At 64.8% G+C, this 16,156-nt stretch carries 12 protein-coding genes; 9 read left to right on the top strand and 3 right to left on the bottom strand.

From position 1 onward, the window contains the following. Positions 1 to 58: 58 nt before the first annotated feature. The 5 genes from deoC to H6A15_RS05425 all read left to right on the top strand — a co-directional run bounded on the left by deoC (position 59) and on the right by H6A15_RS05425 (position 7,173). A complete protein-coding gene (gene deoC, locus H6A15_RS05405; RefSeq protein ID WP_204672731.1) occupies positions 59 to 730 on the top strand; it encodes a deoxyribose-phosphate aldolase in 672 nt (223 codons plus the stop codon). A gap of 251 nt (positions 731 to 981) precedes the next feature. Beyond that, complete coding sequence (deoD, locus tag H6A15_RS05410; protein ID WP_204672732.1) at positions 982 to 1,698, top strand: purine-nucleoside phosphorylase; 717 nt, start codon at positions 982 to 984, stop codon at positions 1,696 to 1,698. 421 nt (positions 1,699 to 2,119) lie between these two features. Further along, positions 2,120 to 3,322 carry a phosphopentomutase gene (locus H6A15_RS05415; protein WP_239462378.1) on the top strand — a complete coding sequence of 401 codons (1,203 nt, stop codon included), beginning with the start codon at positions 2,120 to 2,122 and terminating at the stop codon, positions 3,320 to 3,322. Positions 3,323 to 3,443: 121 nt separating this feature from the next. Then, entirely contained in the window at positions 3,444 to 6,215 is a 2,772-nt protein-coding gene (locus tag H6A15_RS05420) for an ATP-dependent helicase (protein WP_239462379.1), read from the top strand. Between the two features lie 28 nt (positions 6,216 to 6,243). Continuing rightward, positions 6,244 to 7,173 (top strand): ATP-binding protein, encoded by a 930-nt coding sequence (locus H6A15_RS05425; protein WP_275060834.1) that lies wholly within the window; start codon positions 6,244 to 6,246, stop codon positions 7,171 to 7,173. Positions 7,174 to 7,268: 95 nt separating this feature from the next. On the opposite strand, the gene H6A15_RS05430 is transcribed toward H6A15_RS05425, so the two are convergent. From H6A15_RS05430 to H6A15_RS05440, 3 genes are all read right to left on the bottom strand, one after another. Then, positions 7,269 to 9,266 (bottom strand): DUF6273 domain-containing protein, encoded by a 1,998-nt coding sequence (locus H6A15_RS05430; protein WP_204672735.1) that lies wholly within the window; start codon positions 9,264 to 9,266, stop codon positions 7,269 to 7,271. 77 nt (positions 9,267 to 9,343) lie between these two features. After that, complete coding sequence (locus H6A15_RS05435; protein ID WP_204672736.1) at positions 9,344 to 10,306, bottom strand: FHA domain-containing protein; 963 nt, start codon at positions 10,304 to 10,306, stop codon at positions 9,344 to 9,346. A gap of 307 nt (positions 10,307 to 10,613) precedes the next feature. Beyond that, positions 10,614 to 10,781: a hypothetical protein gene (locus H6A15_RS05440; RefSeq protein WP_204672737.1), complete on the bottom strand. Its 168-nt coding sequence runs from the start codon at positions 10,779 to 10,781 to the stop codon at positions 10,614 to 10,616. Between H6A15_RS05440 and brnQ the strand changes: the two genes are divergently transcribed. The 4 genes from brnQ (at position 10,780) to H6A15_RS05460 (ending at position 16,030) form a co-directional block, all read left to right on the top strand. Next, the gene (gene brnQ / locus H6A15_RS05445; protein WP_204672738.1) at positions 10,780 to 12,120 is read left to right on the top strand and encodes a branched-chain amino acid transport system II carrier protein; all 1,341 of its coding nucleotides are present in this window, start codon (positions 10,780 to 10,782) and stop codon (positions 12,118 to 12,120) included. The two genes, H6A15_RS05440 and brnQ, sit on opposite strands and share 2 nt — an antisense overlap. A 328-nt stretch (positions 12,121 to 12,448) precedes the next feature. Further along, positions 12,449 to 13,405 carry an ROK family protein gene (locus tag H6A15_RS05450; RefSeq protein WP_204672739.1) on the top strand — a complete coding sequence of 319 codons (957 nt, stop codon included), beginning with the start codon at positions 12,449 to 12,451 and terminating at the stop codon, positions 13,403 to 13,405. A 163-nt stretch (positions 13,406 to 13,568) separates the two neighbouring features. Then, positions 13,569 to 14,513: a DHH family phosphoesterase gene (locus H6A15_RS05455; protein WP_204672740.1), complete on the top strand. Its 945-nt coding sequence runs from the start codon at positions 13,569 to 13,571 to the stop codon at positions 14,511 to 14,513. 509 nt (positions 14,514 to 15,022) lie between these two features. After that, on the top strand, positions 15,023 to 16,030 hold the full coding sequence (locus H6A15_RS05460; RefSeq protein WP_204672741.1) for a calcium/sodium antiporter: 1,008 nt from the start codon (positions 15,023 to 15,025) through the stop codon (positions 16,028 to 16,030). Positions 16,031 to 16,156 lie beyond the last annotated feature (126 nt).

The raw sequence follows: 16,156 nt of genomic DNA on the forward strand, positions 1-16,156 counted from the left end.
TGGGGCTGTATCCGCATGCGCCCGCCGCATTGGCTCGACAAACAAAGAAGGGATCGCCATGGACATTTCTCGTCAGCAGCTCGCCTCCTACATGGATCACACCTTGCTTAAGCCCGAGGCGACGGCGGCCGACATCGACCGTGTCGTCGAGGAGGCGCTTCAATTTGGGACCGCATCGGTGTGCGTGAACCCCTGCTGGGTCTCGCGCGTCTCGAAGGGGCTCGAGGGCTCCGGCGTCGCGACGTGCACCGTTATCGGGTTCCCCCTGGGCGCCACCACGACCGCCGCCAAGGTTGCCGAGGCGCGCGAGGCCGTCGACACCGGCGCGAACGAGGTCGACATGGTCATCAACATCGGCCGCCTCAAGGCCGGCGAGGACGATGCCGTTCGTGGCGATATCGCTGCCGTCGCGGACGCCGCGCACGAGGGAGGTGCCCTGCTCAAGGTGATTATCGAGACGTGCCTGCTGACCGACGAGGAAAAGGCCCGCGCCTGCGTGCTCTCAAAGGAGGCCGGTGCGGACTTCGTCAAGACGTCGACCGGATTCTCGACCGGAGGCGCCACCTCAGACGACGTGCGGCTCATGCGCGAGACGGTCGGGGCCGACATGGGCGTCAAGGCATCGGGTGGCATCCGCACCCTCGCCGACGCCATGGCCATGATTGACGCCGGCGCGTCGCGCCTGGGCGTGTCCGCCGCGGTGAGCATCCTGGAGGAGCTGCCCGCCTAGCGACCGTGCTCCGAGAGACGTGCAGCATCGCCCCCGTTTTCTGCCATGTATGTGGCAGAAAACGGGGGCGACTTTGGTCTGGGCGGGAAACATAATGGAGACACGGAAATCATGGCGGCGACAGCGCGCGGCGCGATGATGGGGATGCCTCGGGCGGGTCGCTGAAGCGATGCGTCCGTGCGGGGCTCGCCTCATGCGGTCCACGGCCTGAAGCCGTCATCAGGTAGTTTGCCAGACGAAGGAGACCGACCATGCCTAAGACGCCCACGCCGCACAACGCCGCCCTCGAGGGGGATTTCGCCCCTGTCGTTCTCATGCCGGGAGACCCCTTGCGGGCAAAGTATATCGCCGAGACGTATCTCGACGACGCCCGTCAGGTGACCGGCGTGCGAGGCATGCTTGGCTTTACGGGCAGCTATCAGGGCAAGCCCGTCTCGGTCATGGGGCATGGCATGGGCATGCCCTCCATCGGCATCTACTCGTATGAGCTGTATCACAACTATGGGGTGGAGACGATCATCCGCGTGGGCTCTGCCGGCGGCTACGCCGACGACCTTGAGCTACGCGATGTGGTCGCCGCCCAAGGCGCTTGCACCGACAGCAACTATGCCAACCAGTTTGGCCTGCCCGGGACGTTTGCCCCCATCGCCGATTTCGAGCTGCTCTCTGCTGCCGTGGCCGCCGCCAAGCGCCAGGGCGTGAAGATCCGCGTGGGCAACGTGCTCTCCAGCGACGTGTTCTATGACGGCGGGGCAAACGAGCGCGCCTGGAAGCCCATGGGGGTTCTTGCCACAGAGATGGAGGCCGCTGCCCTGTATATGAACGCCGCCGCCGCTGGCAAGCGCGCCCTGTGCCTGCTCACCATCTCGGACATCCCCTCGCGTGGGCTTGGACTGCCCGCCGAGGAGCGTCAGACAAGCTTCAACCAGATGCTCGAGGTGGCGTTGGAGACCGCTCTGTCCTGCTAAGCCGCATCGAGGCGTCCTCGGCGTCTTCGAGCGGCGTGCCGGCCGACTGGCGAGTCCGCGCACAAAAGAGTCCGCGCACAATAATATGCACGCTCCGGATCGGTGGGCAATGGTTTTTCTGCCGAAGGGCCTATTCCTGTGCAAAAAAGTGATTTGTCGGTCGCCTCGGGATGATTGAGGCGACCGACAAAACGAACTTTTGCACATCCGATTCGCGCATATGCACGCTTTGCCTGGTCAGAGTCATGCATAACATTTATGCAAATCTGCATATCGGCGATTGTTGACCGACAATTCGACTTTTTGCACATTTTTAGGCATGTGCGCAGAAAAACGCCGTCATTACGGCGTGACGCCTATCCGGCCGGGGAGGCGGCTCGGTGACGTCAAAGGGGTGCCTCGCGCAAAGAAAGGAATGCTCATGAGATATCGTCGCATGCTGGTCATCGTGATCGACTCGATCGGCGTAGGGGGTGCGCCAGACGCCTCGAAGTACAACAGCGCCGGCGCAGACACCTTGGGTCACATGGCGGAATTCTTCGTAGACAGCCTGGGGCGTCCGCTGGACATTCCAACGATGACCAAGCTTGGCATCTGCGGCACGCATCCCGGCGGCCTCGCGGGCATCGACGGGCCGGCGAGGCCTATGGGCGCCTTCGGCCGCATGCAGGTCACGAGCTTCGGAAACGACTCCCTGGACGGCCACTGGGAAATGATGTGCCTCCCCGCACGGTTCCACGTGGATTACTTCCCCGAGGGCTTTCCGCCTGACCTGCTGAAAAAGCTGGAGGACTTCTCCGGTCGAGGCATTATATGCAACAAGCCGTATTCCGGCACGCAGGTCATCTATGACTATGGCGAGCGGCAGCTCAAGACCGGAGAGCTCATCGTGTACACCTCGGGCGATTCGGTGCTTCAGATCGCCGCGCACGAGGAGGTCATTCCGCTCGACGAGCTCTATCGCATCTGCGAATACGCGCGCACGCTCATCAACGGCCCCGAAATCACCATGGGTCGCGTGATCGCCCGGCCGTACGTGGGCACCTGCAAAGAGGACTTTGCGCGCACGGCGAATCGACATGACTACGGCCTCGAGCCTACGGGCCCCACTGCGCTCACCATGCTGCACGACGCCGGATATGACGTCATCTCGGTCGGCAAGACCTGGGACCTTTTCTGCGGGCAGGGCTTCGACTGCAACTATCACAACGAGAGCAACATGGACGGCATGGACCATGTCGACGAGGTCATGGCACAGGATTGGCAGGGTCTGTGCTTTACCAACCTGGTCGACTTCGATGCCGTCTACGGGCATCGGCGCAATGCGCAGGGCGATGGGGAGGCCCTCGAGGCGTTTGACGAGCGTCTCGGCAGGGTGATGGAATCCATGCGCGATGACGACCTGCTCATGGTGACCGCAGATCACGGCAACGATCCCACCTACACGGGAACCGACCACACCCGCGAGCTCGTGCCGCTGCTCGCGTGGTCGCCGTCGATGAGTCGTCCCGGATGCGATTTGGGCCTGCGTCCCACCTGCTCGGACCTTGGCGCAACGGTGCTTGAGAACTTTGGCGTCGAGGGAAACGGCGAAGGTACGAGCTTCCTTGCAGCCGTGAGCTAGCGGCTGCAAACCTCCGTGGCGATTGCTTGAGCGGGGAGCCTGCGTCCGTGCGGGCGGGTATACTGGTCAGGCTAAATCATGACGCCTGCCGGGGCGGGCGCGGGACGCTGGGAGCTGAGGTATGCCGCAAGAGTTGCCGTGGGAGAAGAATATGAGGCTGGGCGCCGTTCCGGGGGCGAGCGGGCCCGCGGGATCGTCCGCTCCTGCAAGGGGCCTGTCTGGCGCCACGGGATCGGTGGCGACGCCGTCGTTCTCGGGAGCCCCCGCCTCGGCACCGGTCGCATCCTCGTCGGCTGCCTGGACCAGCTCGTCGGCTGTCCCCGCATACGAGCAGGTTCCGCTCGATGTCTACGACGCCCCGACTCCCGCCCGCCCGGCCAAGCCGGTCGTTGACATCGACGGGCTGAATCCCGCCCAGAAAGAGGCGGTCCTCACCACCGAGGGCCCGCTTCTTGTTCTTGCGGGCGCCGGCTCGGGAAAGACCCGCGTACTCACCTTCCGCATCGCCCACATGATCGCCGACCTGGGCGTTCGGCCCTGGCAGATGCTTGCCATCACCTTTACCAACAAGGCGGCGGCTGAGATGCGCGAGCGTCTGCAGGCCCTGCTGCCCGACGGCACCCGCGGCATGTGGGTGTGCACGTTCCATGCCATGTGCGTGCGCATGCTGCGCGAAGACGCCGACCTTCTCGGCTATACCGGCCAATTCACCATCTACGATGACGACGACTCGCGCCGCATGGTGCGCGACATCATGCAGGCGCTTGGCATCGAGCAGAAGCAGTATCCGCTCAACATGATCCGCTCGAAGATCTCGACGGCCAAGAACGCCATGGTGGGGCCCGACGAGTTCCAGTCGCGGGCAAGCTCCCCGCAGGAGCAAAAGGCCGCCCAGGTCTACCAAGAGCTCGAACGGCGTCTGCGCGCCGCCAACGCCATGGACTTCGACGACCTGCTGGTGCGCACGCTCGAGCTCTTGCGAAGCCGCCCCGAGGTGCTCGAGAAATACCAGGAGCGCTTCCGCTACATCAGCGTGGACGAGTACCAGGACACCAACCATGTCCAGTACGAGATCGCAAACCTTCTTGCCGCGAAGTACCAGAACCTCATGGTGGTGGGCGACGACGACCAGTCCATCTATAGCTGGCGTGGCGCCGACATCTCAAACATCCTCGACTTCGAGGAGGATTTTCCCCGGGCGAAGGTGGTCAAGCTCGAGCAGAACTATCGTTCGACCGGCCACATCCTGTCCGCCGCAAACGCCGTGGTGCGCCACAATTCGCAGCGCAAGGACAAGCGGCTCTTCACCGCGATGGGCGATGGCGAGAAAATCCAGGCGTATCAGGCGTCCGACGAGCGCGACGAGGGACGCTGGATTGCTGCCGAAATCGAAAAGCTGCGTGCGGCAGGCACGAGCTACGACGACATCGCGGTGTTTTACCGCACGAACGCCCAGTCGCGCATCCTCGAAGACATGTTCCTGCGTGCGGGCGTGCCCTACAAGATCGTGGGCGGCACGCGCTTCTTCGACCGCGCCGAGATCCGCGACGTCATGGCCTACCTCAAGATGATCGTGAACCCTGCGGACGAGATGAGCGTAAAGCGCGTGATCAACACGCCGCGACGCGGCATCGGCTCGACCTCCATCGCCAAGATCGAAGAGCTCGCGCGTGAGAACCGCTGCAGCTTCTTCCAGGCGTGCGAGATCGCGACGGCCGAGACCGGCCGCTTCTCGGCAAAGGTGCGCGCCTCGCTTGCCGACTTCGTGCAGATCGTGCGCGACGGCCGCCGCCTAGACGGCGAGTTGAAAAACGTCGTCGACGCCATCGTCGACAAGACGGGCCTTGTCCAGGCGTTTCGTGCCGAGGGCACCATGGAGGCAGAGAGTCGCGCCGAGAACATCCAAGAATTCTTGGGCGTCGCGGCGGAGTTCGAGGAGACTCACGACGACATCGAGGGAACGCTCGAAAGCCTCGAGGAGCTGAGGGCGGCGGGCCTCGATGTCGAGGAGCCCCTGACCGATGTCGAGCCGGGTCTTGCGGCGGGGCCGACCGAGCTGTCGCGCGCCTCGATCGAGGCCGTCGAGATCGAGCGCACCTACGGAAAACTCGCCTGCGCGGCGTTGCCCGCGCTGCTCGAGTGGCTGGCGCTCCGAAGCGACCTCGACGCCCTTGCCGGCGAGTCGCACGCCATCACCATGATGACCGTGCACTCCGCAAAGGGCTTGGAGTTCCCGGCGGTCTTTGTGGCGGGCCTCGAGGAGGGCATCTTCCCGCATGTGGCCGGCTTCTCGGACGACCCCGCGAAGCTCGAAGAGGAGCGTCGCCTGGCATATGTCGCCATCACGCGTGCGCGCAAACGGCTGTTCCTCACCTATGCCGCCACACGCCGAACCTACGGCTCCACGCAGGCGAATCCGCGCAGCCGCTTTGTGGGCGAGATTCCTGCCGAGGACATCGAGTTTTCGGGTGTGGGGTCCGCCGGCTTTGAGGGCACGGGCTGGGAGAAGCGCGGGGACCGTCGCGGAACCTATGGCTCGGGCGTGGGTTCGGACATGTACGGTGGAAACGTCTTCGGGTCTTACACGCGCTCCACGGGCGGCGTGTCGCGTCACACGGGCATCAGCCCTGAGGCAGGTCGCAAGCCGGCGACCTTTGGCAGCGGGGCGCCGCGGGCCGCGCGCGAGCGCAACGGATCGCTTGTCGAGCGCCGCCGTCCAGACGCCGCCAAGGCTGCCGAAGCATTTGCGGTCGGCGACAAGGTGCGCCACAAGACGTTCGGCGCCGGCGAGGTCATCGGCGTTGCGGGCGACATGATCGAGGTCACCTTCGAGAAGACCGGCCAGACCAAGAAGCTCATGAAGGGCTTCGCCCCCATCGTGAAGGTCGAGTAGCCGACGCCGCGGGGCGGGCGATGGACGGATGGGGACGGGGCCGTTTCATCTCGTCTCGCCCTTATTTGCCCCCCTCAAAGCCCTTCTGCGTTTTCTGCAGCTTCTGCAAATTCTGCAGCTTCTGCAAACGTATAGTCGGGGAAAGATGGGCCGTCTTATGCGCATAACCGGTCCGCGCGGCTCAGGCAAGACGGTTCTTCTCACCGAGCTGGGCGAGCTCGTCGCACAGCAAGGCTGGAATGTGGTCAACGTTGTTTCGGACGAGGATGTGCTCGATTCGATTCGTCGCCAGCTGCTTAGGTCGTTGCACGTGGCGCGTGCCGCGGTCACTGCCAACCTGCCGTTCGTATCGGCGGAGGTGGATGTTGCGGAGCTGCCCGCCGACGCGACGTTTCGCGAGGTGTTTGAGTACGAGGTGCGCCGTTACACGAAGCGCGAAGAGCCGGCGAGCATTCCCATTGATGAAGTCGCTGTTGCACTCAAGGCGAGTATTGAACGCTCGGGGCTGCATATTGAAGACGAGGCCCTTGCCTGCGCAGCCCGTGCCACTGAGGGCTATGCGTATCTCACGCAGCTCGTGGGACACAGCGTGTGGCGTGTTGCGCGACGACATGCGGCGACATCGTTGATTATTTCTCAGCATGATGTGAAGGAGGGCGTGCAGGTTGCGCGTGACGAGTATGAGCGCGCCGTGCTCGATACGGCCCTAGCGGACCTTACCCTGCCGAGCGTTCAGTACCTGCTGTCAATGTGTGTGGACGAGGGCGCCTCATCGACGGGAGAGATAGCTCGGCGCATGGGAAAGCCGACCGCCGACGCCAACTCATATCGTCGCATCCTTATTGCACGCCAAATCATAGAAGCGACTGCACCGGGGTACGTGGCGTTTTCCATGCCGCGTATGAAGGAATATCTCGAGAGGAACAAGGATAGGATTCTCGCGCGGTACGGACGGTAGAATTGGCGGCCGAGATGGGATAGAAGGGGACGGGTTCGTTTCATCCGGAACATGGATGAAACGAACCCGTCCCCATTCATCCCGAATCGGTCCGCCTAGATGCAGAATCCTGGGACCACGCCCGCCTCATCGGTGGCGGCGGTGGCGAAATGGAAGGGGTCGCCGTTAGGGCCTACGCGGTTGAAGTTCACGGCGCCCTCCGACAGCGATACGTCCGGGCTTGGCGTACGGAGCCACCAGTAATCTGGCTCGTCCTCCTGATTGCGAATGAGCGCCGGATGGTTGGACTGGGGCATGACCCCTTGTTCGCGGAAGTAGGCGTACTGCCTGCCTTCCGTATTGAGGATGTCGGCGAGAAAACGGAACCCGTCTGAGAACGAGAGGCGTTCGCGCGCGCCCACCAGCTCGCAATAGCTTAAAAGCCACACGCTGTCTTCGGTGGTGGTGACCGAGGCGGGGTCTTCGCTGCCGCCGACGTTGTTGGTGTATTTGATCACCGGCTTTATGACGGCGGCGAGGTCCGCGTCTAGATGGTCGATGAAGGAGCCGCCGAGCCAGGCCCGCATGTCGGAGTCTTTCCAGGCGCCCGTTGCAAGCGTGCTGTCATTCATGGGCTTGGTGGCCACCACCTCGTCAAACATGAATGTGAGGCCCGCCTTGCCCGTGCCATCGGCGAGGTCGTCGTGCGCGATGCCCACGAGTCGTACGTGCGCGGGGATGCCGTTGTACGTCACGCGCTTCAGCCGGCTGCCATCGATGTGCCCGTCCCCGTCGACGAGCGCCGCCTCTCGTGCGATGCCCAGCGCCTCCTCGTCAGACTCGGCGGCCGAGATGCGTGCCGAGAGGTCGGCCAGCTCGTCCCAGGAGTAGTCGTCGAGGCTGCGCGGGGCGAAAAGCCCGAATCCCTTGGTGGCGACCGCCGCGGTGCCGAGCGCGACCGCGCCCGCCCCCATGACGGCACCGGCGACGATTCCGGTGACAAATGCGCGACGGGAATATCTTCTTGGCTGCGGGGCGGTGCCGGCGTTGCTCGCGCGGGGGCATTCGCATGGGCTTGCCTGCCGGGGCGGTGCCTCGTGTCCCTTGGCCCAGCTCTTCAGGCGTGAGAGCAGCTCCTCGTTGCCGATGCGCTCGTCCTGTTGGCGTCGGATGCCGGCCATGATCGCCTCTACAAGGGGCTCGTCTGCATCGCAGCGCGGCACGAGGGGCATGGGGTCATGCTCCGTCTTCATGCGATAAGGCGACACGGCGAGCGTCATGCCGTGGCCAAAAGGCGTCGCTTGCGCGTAGAGCTCGTAGAGCACGCTGCAGAGCGCATAGACGTCGATGGATCGCGACGTGCGTAGCCGTGCGATGTCTGGCATGTCGGTTGCGAGCATCTCGGGCGGGGCGTAATCGGGCGTTCCGTTGCGCCAAATGTTGGAGACCATGGTGAGCGAGGTATCTGCTGGCTCAACGGTGGCGCTGCCCAGGTCGATGAGGCAGACGTCGTAGATGTTCTCGGCCGCCTGCCGTTCAAGCGGGACACAGTCGCAGCGCAGCAAGATGTTTTTAGGCGAGAGGTCGCGGTGCACAAAATGTTCGTCGAGCGCCCCTGCCCGCGCGAGCACCTCGAGCACGCCGATGCCGATGCCCGCTACCGCCGTCGCGCCGACGCGTCCGTACACATCGGCGGGCAGCTGGGCGACGGCCTCCTTGAGCGTGAAGCCCTCGATCCACTCCATGAGGATTGCGGGAACATCATCGATCATGCCCAGGCCATAGAGTTTGGGAAAGCCCGCCAGACGCGAGACGGCTGCCTGCGTGCGGTACTCCTCGATGAAGGTCTGGATACGAAGGGGCAGCATGCGGCCGCGCTCCTCACCCTCCAGGTCGTCTGCCTTGAGGACTTTGAGGGCGAATGTCTCGCATTCGGTGTTGCTCACACGATAGACGGTGCTGGAGGTGCCCAGCCGCTTGGTGCCGGCATCGTCGGCAAGCAGGGTGGTGTAGCGTCGCTTGACGTCCTCCTCTTCCCCGGGCGCCACGGCAAAGGTTGCGTCGAACGAGGCGAGCTCTATGAGCTGCGAAGGCTGTATGTCGAAGTGCTCCATGGTGATACCCTTTCACCTGGGCCAGAGGTGGTGCATCGGCATTGTATGCCGCGCTTTGCGGTGGTGGTTGCGCAACCTCAGGGGGCGAGCTTCATGACCAAGAAGCGCGTGGTGGCGCCCAGGCAGATGATGTCGCTGTTGCGTATTTCGAACGGCTCCGATACGGCGTTGTCGCCGGGGGCCTCATCGGCGGAATCGCGGAGCCGGTAGATGGCCTTGTTTGCTCCCGAAATGACGCACGTGCCGTTGGTGGAGCCTAGATCGACCAGGTACCAACGCCCTCCGTCGCGCCAGATGCGCGCGTGCTGCCGCGACACGTCGGGGTCCACGTCGGCAATGGCCGACGTGCCTGTGGGCAAGCACCCCAGAACGGTTCCCGTGTCCTCGCAGGACAGCTTGTGGATGGGCGGGCGGAAGGCCCCGTCCACCAAACGGATGAGACCAAGCTGGGGCAGAGGGCTGGCGGTCGAAGACGCCTGCCGCGGCGACGGGTTGGTGGCGACCATGGTGTCAAGCGACAACGAGAGCGAGGAGCTGGCGAAGGCATCGACTTTTTCGGCAGCGGCTTGGGGGCTGGTGAGACAGCCGGTTGCGATGAACTGCATGACTAGCAAGAGCGCTCGATCGCTCTCCTGTCTCATGGTGAAGGACATGATTTTCTGCACCACGTTGGCGTAAGGCATGGGGTCGATGCCGTTCGCCTCGAGCGCTTCTTGCATGGCGAGCGCCGCGGTGTCGCGATAGTGCGCGATGACCTCCGAGCAGCCGCCCCTGCCGCCTCCGTGAGCCGCTATGGCGCGGGCGGCGACGGTTTGCGCGCTGGAGGCAAGGTCGGCGAAGAGCTCGTGCGGCAGGGCGAAGGGCTGCGCATGGACAATCTCGCGAGAAAGGAAGGTCTTGTCGTCGATGCGCTGCTGAAGCGACTTGCCTCCGTAGAGCGCGGTGCGGTTGAGCAGCAGGCGCGCGGCGTCGCGATGGGCGATGCCGCAGAACCTTCGCAGGTCACCGAACATGGCCGAGCTCGGAGTCTCGCCCATCATGCACCCCCTCCCCGCAATTGGTCGCCCCCATCAACCTTAGCATACGGGCTGGCCCTGCGTGCCATGCGCGATGCATGTGTTACGGCGCTGAATGCTGCGAGCCGGTAGAAGTTGCGCAACTTTCAGCTCGCTGCCTGCTTCATGCTGGAAACGTGGGGGTGGGCAGGCGGCGTCAGCGCCGCCATGTCGGGGGAGAGCCGGGACGCATGCCGCGCGCCACGATGGGCAGATCCATGCACGACAGCTTGCATGTGGCGATGCGTCCCGGCCGCCGTCCTCCCGGAAGCGATCTCCTCCTGTTGTTGATTTAGCGAAGGTCAGGCGGATAGCCGGCGAGTATGTCGTCGCGGGCGAGCTCCCATTCGGCGCGATCGACGAAAGACACGCGCGCCTCGACGAGCCGCCCTTCTCGTCTTCTGCTATGGTGGATGAACTCGATATGCCATGGGATGGGGGGAGACGTGGAAGAAATCATGAATAGGGGCGCCGATGCCGGGCGCGGTCGCGCGAGCCTTTCGCCCCGTCAGCTGGCATCGGTGGGCATCGCGCTGTTTTCGATGTTTTTCGGTGCGGGCAACCTTATCCTGCCTCCGCTTTTGGGCGTTCAGGCTGCGGCCGATACCCCCGCGGCGATCGTCGGGTTCTTTGTGACCGGTGTCGGCCTCCCGGTGCTCGGCATCGTTGCGGTGGCGCTCGCCGGCACCGTTCGCGAGCTCGCCGCGCGCGTGCATCCCCTGTTTTCACGCATTTTCGTGGCGGCCGTATACCTGTCCATCGGCCCCTGCCTGGCGATTCCGCGCACGTCGTCGACTGCGTTTGAGATGCTCGCCCCGCTGCTGCCCGAGGGCGTCTCTGCCGACGTCGCGCGCCTTGTATTCTCGGTGTGCTTCTTCGTGGCCGCCTATGTGCTCGCCATGCATCCTGGGCGCATCACGCGTCTGCTGGGGCGCATCACGGGCCCGGCGCTCATCGTGCTCATCGCGGCGGTCGTTGGCTCGGCGCTCTTCGCTGCGGGCGAGCCGCTCGTGCCGGCGCAGGCGCCCTACGACGCCAACGCTGCCGTGCAGGGCTTCCTTACCGGATATCAGACCATGGACCTTTTGGCGTCGCTCACCTTCGGCCTGGTGATAGCGACCAACATTCGTGGCATGGGGGTCACCGAGCCCGGCGGCGTCATGCGCGAGGTGTGTCGTGCCGGCGTCATCGCGGGCGCTCTCATGATGCTGTTGTACGGCGGGCTCGCGGTCGTGGGCGTTCGCCTGTGCTCGTCGCTTGCGGGCGCCACAAACGGCGCCACGGTGCTCACCGCGTCGGCGACGCTCCACTTTGGTGTCGCCGGAACGGTGGTCGTCGCGGCGATTTTCTTGCTGGCGTGCCTCAACGTGTGCATTGGCCTCATCAGCTGCTGCGGCACCTATTTCGCGCAGGAGATTCCCCGGGCTTCCTATCGGGTGTGGGCGGCGGGCTTTGCCGCGTTCTCATGCGCGATTTCGAACTTTGGCCTCGATGCCATCCTGGCGTTCTCCGTGCCCCTTCTGGGGGCGCTCTACCCCATGGCCATCGTCATGGTCGTCATGGGCATGTTGCACCGGGCGTGCGACGCGGTCCCGCACGTGTGGCCGTGGGTGGTGGGCGTCACGGGGGTGGTGAGCGTTGTCACGAGCCTTCGCGACGCGCTGGCACCCGGCGCGTGGATGCCTCTCGATGCGCTGCCCTTTGCGTCCATGGGGCTCGGATGGGTGATTCCCGCCATCGTGGCGGCGGTCATCGGCGTGGCGCATGCCTACGCCGAACGCGATCCGGGGAACGCGTAGCGGCCGAAAGGCCGCATCCGCCTGCTCCGAGCGTCCCGTTGCCCCATGCCCCGGCTTGCCTGTCCGAGGAATTCGGGCGGCTCGTCAGCGGGCCTTCCTGCCGGGCCCTGTGCGCTCACCGACGCGCCGGGGACTCTCGCGCGGTCGTGGTGGTGGGCTCTTCTCGCACGGCATATACTCTCTGCTCGGATACCAACGCGGCGGTGCACTCTCGCGTGGCCGGCGGCCGGGCTCGCCCGGACGTCGGAAGGCGCCCAGCGGAAATGCTTCCTCGCGTGATGCGGCCGCATATGCGGCCGCCCAAGCAGCCTATGCGAAAGGGGACATCATGCCTGAGACGAAGAACTACTACGTGGGCCTCGATGTGGGCGGTACATCGGTCAAGATGGGTCTGTTTACCGAGGACGGCGAGCTTCTCGCAAAGCACAGCGTGCCCACGCCCCCGCTGATCGACGCCGCCGGATATGCCGCGGTGACCGGAGGCATCGAGCAGCTGGTGGGCAAGGCGAGCGTCGCCATTTTGGACGTGAAGGGCATCGGCGCCGCCATCCCGTGCCCCGTGCCCGCCGACGGCAACGTCAAGCTCCAGGCCAATATCCAGCTCGATGTCCCCGGCCTTTCCGAGGCGCTCCTGGCGCGCTGTCGCAACGCGACGGTGAAGGTGGAAAACGACGCCAACGCCGCCGCCATGGGCGAGCTGTGGGCGGGCAGCGCCCGCGGCAACCGCAGCTTTGTGTTCGTCACGCTGGGCACGGGCGTCGGCGGCGGCGTGGTCATTGACGGCAGCGTGGTCTCTGGCGTGGTGGGCGCCGGCGGCGAGATCGGCCATATGAGCATGAATCCCGACGAGACGCGTGTGTGCGGCTGCGGCGGCCGCGGCCATCTCGAGCAGTATGCCTCCGCTACGGGCATCGTCACGAGTTACAAGATGGAATGCGCCGCCCGCGGGGTGGAGCCTGTCGAGCTTACGGGGACGAGCGACTCGCGCTCCGTCTTCGAGGCGGCAAAGAACGGGGACGAGGCCGCATGGGCGGCGATCGACACCATGTGCGACTATCTCGGCCGCGCCCTCGCCCTCATCTCGAGCGTCGTCGACCCGGAGGCGTTCGTGCTGGGCGGCGGCACCTCCAACTCGTCCGACATGTTTATGGACCGGCTGGTAGAGCGCTACAAGAGCTATGCGCTTGCCGTGTGCACCGAGACGCCCATCGAGGTCGCCTCGCTGGGCAACGACGCCGGCATCTTCGGAGCCGCTTACGTGGCGCTTCAGGCCGCTGGGAAGTAGGCAGATGGGAGCGCGCCGCCCCGCGTCTGCGCAAGACGGGGCGGCGCGTTCATGCACGAGGGCGCTCAAATAAGAAAGACGCAGCTCGTTCGTGCTACGATACTGTGTGCTCAATCCGTTGGCGGGACATATGCCCTGCCTCTTCGTGCGAAAGGGAGCCCCTATGAGCACCGTATTCGTCTTTGGACATCAGAATCCCGATAACGACGCCATCATGTCTTCTGTCGTGCTGGCCCAGCTGCTGAATCAGCTCAACTATAACGGCGACACCTATGAGGCCCGCTGCCTCGGCCCGCTGCCTGCCGAGTCTGCGAAGCTGCTTGCCGACAACGGCGTCGACAAGCCGCGCCTGCTCAAGGGCATCAAGGCGCTCGCAGGCAACAAGGCTCCGCAGCGCGTGGTGCTCACCGACCACAACGAGGCCGGCCAGTCGGTCGAGGGACTCGAGAACGCCGAGATCGCCGGCATCGTCGACCATCACCGCTTCGGCGGCCTCACCACCGCCGCCCCGCTGCACATCGTGGCGCTTCCTTGGGGCTCCAGCTGCACGATCGTCACGTGGCTCTTCGACATTCTTGGCGTCGAGCCCACCGAGACGCAGGCAAAGCTGCTGCTCTCGGCCATGATGACCGACACCCTCATGCTCAAGAGCCCTACCACCACCGAGGTGGACCGCGCCATCGCCGCGGAGCTGGGCGCCAAGCTCGGCGTCGACCCCGTGAAGTTCGGCATGGAGGTCTTCCTGTCGCGTCCGTCCGGCTCCTTCACCCCCGAGCAGATGGTCGGCAACGACATCAAGCTGTTCGAGGTCGGCGGCAAGAAGCTGCTCATCGGTCAGTACGAGACGGTCGATAAGTCGCGCGCGCTCGGCATGATCCCCGAGATCCGCAAGGCCATGGGCGCCTACATGAAGAAGAAGGGTGCCGACGGCATCGTGCTGTGCATCACGGACATCATGGAGGAGGGCTCCCAGGTGCTGCTCGAGGGCGACACCGCTGCCGCGCAGAAGGGCCTCAAGATCGAGGACGTGGCAGAGGGCGTTTGGTGCCCCGGCGTGCTCTCGCGCAAGAAGCAGGTCGCGGCTCCCATCATCGCGGCCGCCGAGTAGTCGCCTGACATATAGCATTTGAATTCGAGCCCGGGTTTGCGCTTGCATGGCGCGGCCCGGGCTCGCTGCAAACCTAGGCGTTGCCGACATGCCGGACGTGGCGGCAGGTGCCGCGGCGCCCCGTTCGAGCGGTGGGGCGCCATCGCGACGCCATGCCTGCTGTCGCGGAGGAGCTGTGGATTCGTGGGGCGCTCGCAGCAGACACGGGCCGATTTGGGCAAAGATAGTACAGAAACAGTCGGCGAGGTGCCCGGGGGCGCTTCGCCTTGTCATGGGGGAGGGCGAGGCTGCTCGGCAAGGTTGCCGGCGCCGCGCACTCGAGGAATTCCAAGGAGCATCACGATGGCGAGCGGCAAGCGTAGCGCCCGCGATGCGCGTATGGCTGCAAAGGCGGTCGAGCGCAAGGCGGTTGTGGCATAGGGTAGCTGTTCGGCGACGAGTCGCCGGTCGCTGCCTGCTGGCCCTACCGTAAGCTCAATCGCCCTAGCTTGGCTCCTTGGAGGTTGCCCATGCCCTATCTTGTTGAATTTCTCCTCATTCTCGTCGGCTTCGTGCTGCTGGTGGTCGGTGCCGACAAGCTCGTCGAGGCGGCGAGCAACATCGCCGCGCGTTTCGGCATGCCCGAGCGCGTCATCGGCCTCACCATCGTCGCGCTGGGAACGTCTCTGCCCGAGCTCGTGGTGAGCGTCACCTCGGGTGTTGCCGGCCATGCCGACATGGTCTTTGGCAATGTGGTCGGCAGCTGTCTTGCAAACATCCTGCTCATCCTCGGCATCTCTGCGCTGATCGCCCCCATTCCGCTTGCGCGCAGCACTCGTCGCTTTGAGATTCCGGCAAGCATCGCCTCGGTGGCCGTGCTGCTGGTATGTGCGAACACGGGCGGGTCGATCTCTGTGCTCGAGGGCGCGGCGATGCTCGTCCTGTTCGCGGCGTTCATGATCCGCTCCGGCATGGTTGGCATGCGGGCAAAGCGCTCCGTCGACATGGACGACGTCGAGTCGCTGGGCGCCCCCGTTGAGGAGCGGCCCGCTTTGAGCGTTGAGAAGGCCGCGCCGGGCCGCCATCCGAACATCCTCATCGATGTTCTGGTCATTGCGGTAAGCGTCGTGCTGCTCAAATGTGGCGCGGACCTTGTGGTCGATAACGCGGTGGTCGTGGCGAGCGGGCTCGGCGTAAGCGAGCGCGTGGTCGGGATCACGGTCGTGGCGCTTGGCACCTGCCTGCCCGAGTTGGTGACCGGCGTGGTCGCCGCCCTCAAGGGCAACACCGAGATAGCCGTGGGCAACGTAATCGGCTCGAATGTGGCAAACGTGCTGCTCGTGGTCGGCGCGCCGGCGCTCTTCTCGCCCGTGCCCTACGATGCGGCGTACAACTTCGACTTCGTCCTGCTGCTCATCTTCACGGTGGCGCTGCTTGTCTGCGCGAGGCGCGCTCCGCGCAACCGCGTGGGCCGCATCGACGGCATCGCGTTCACGTTTTTGTATGTCTCCTACATCGTGGCATCGATGCTGCGATAGGATGGCGGGAAGTTTTCGGGCACGGCAAGGGGAGCGAGGCATATCCGATGGCAGGGCGCGATTCATTGCAGGCGAAGGCGGGTCTGGTGGAGGACGGCGGCTCGAGGTCGATCATCAGCGAGCACC

It is taken from the genome of Enorma phocaeensis, from assembly GCF_016901575.1.
Lineage (GTDB): Bacteria > Actinomycetota > Coriobacteriia > Coriobacteriales > Coriobacteriaceae > Limicola > Limicola phocaeensis_A.

What these genes read in the sequence shown, in the direction of transcription:
- H6A15_RS05415 (WP_239462378.1), top strand. Translation starts at nt 2,120, where the DNA reads ATGAGATATCGTCGCATGCTGGTCATCGTGATCGACTCGATCGGCGTA.
- deoC (WP_204672731.1), top strand. Translation starts at nt 59, where the DNA reads ATGGACATTTCTCGTCAGCAGCTCGCCTCCTACATGGATCACACCTTG.
- H6A15_RS05440 (WP_204672737.1), bottom strand. Translation starts at nt 10,781, where the DNA reads ATGATTTCTTCCACGTCTCCCCCCATCCCATGGCATATCGAGTTCATC.
- H6A15_RS05425 (WP_275060834.1), top strand. Translation starts at nt 6,244, where the DNA reads ATGGGGACGGGGCCGTTTCATCTCGTCTCGCCCTTATTTGCCCCCCTC.
- deoD (WP_204672732.1), top strand. Translation starts at nt 982, where the DNA reads ATGCCTAAGACGCCCACGCCGCACAACGCCGCCCTCGAGGGGGATTTC.
- H6A15_RS05435 (WP_204672736.1), bottom strand. Translation starts at nt 10,306, where the DNA reads ATGATGGGCGAGACTCCGAGCTCGGCCATGTTCGGTGACCTGCGAAGG.
- H6A15_RS05455 (WP_204672740.1), top strand. Translation starts at nt 13,569, where the DNA reads ATGAGCACCGTATTCGTCTTTGGACATCAGAATCCCGATAACGACGCC.
- H6A15_RS05430 (WP_204672735.1), bottom strand. Translation starts at nt 9,266, where the DNA reads ATGGAGCACTTCGACATACAGCCTTCGCAGCTCATAGAGCTCGCCTCG.
- brnQ (WP_204672738.1), top strand. Translation starts at nt 10,780, where the DNA reads ATGAATAGGGGCGCCGATGCCGGGCGCGGTCGCGCGAGCCTTTCGCCC.
- H6A15_RS05420 (WP_239462379.1), top strand. Translation starts at nt 3,444, where the DNA reads ATGCCGCAAGAGTTGCCGTGGGAGAAGAATATGAGGCTGGGCGCCGTT.
- H6A15_RS05460 (WP_204672741.1), top strand. Translation starts at nt 15,023, where the DNA reads ATGCCCTATCTTGTTGAATTTCTCCTCATTCTCGTCGGCTTCGTGCTG.
- H6A15_RS05450 (WP_204672739.1), top strand. Translation starts at nt 12,449, where the DNA reads ATGCCTGAGACGAAGAACTACTACGTGGGCCTCGATGTGGGCGGTACA.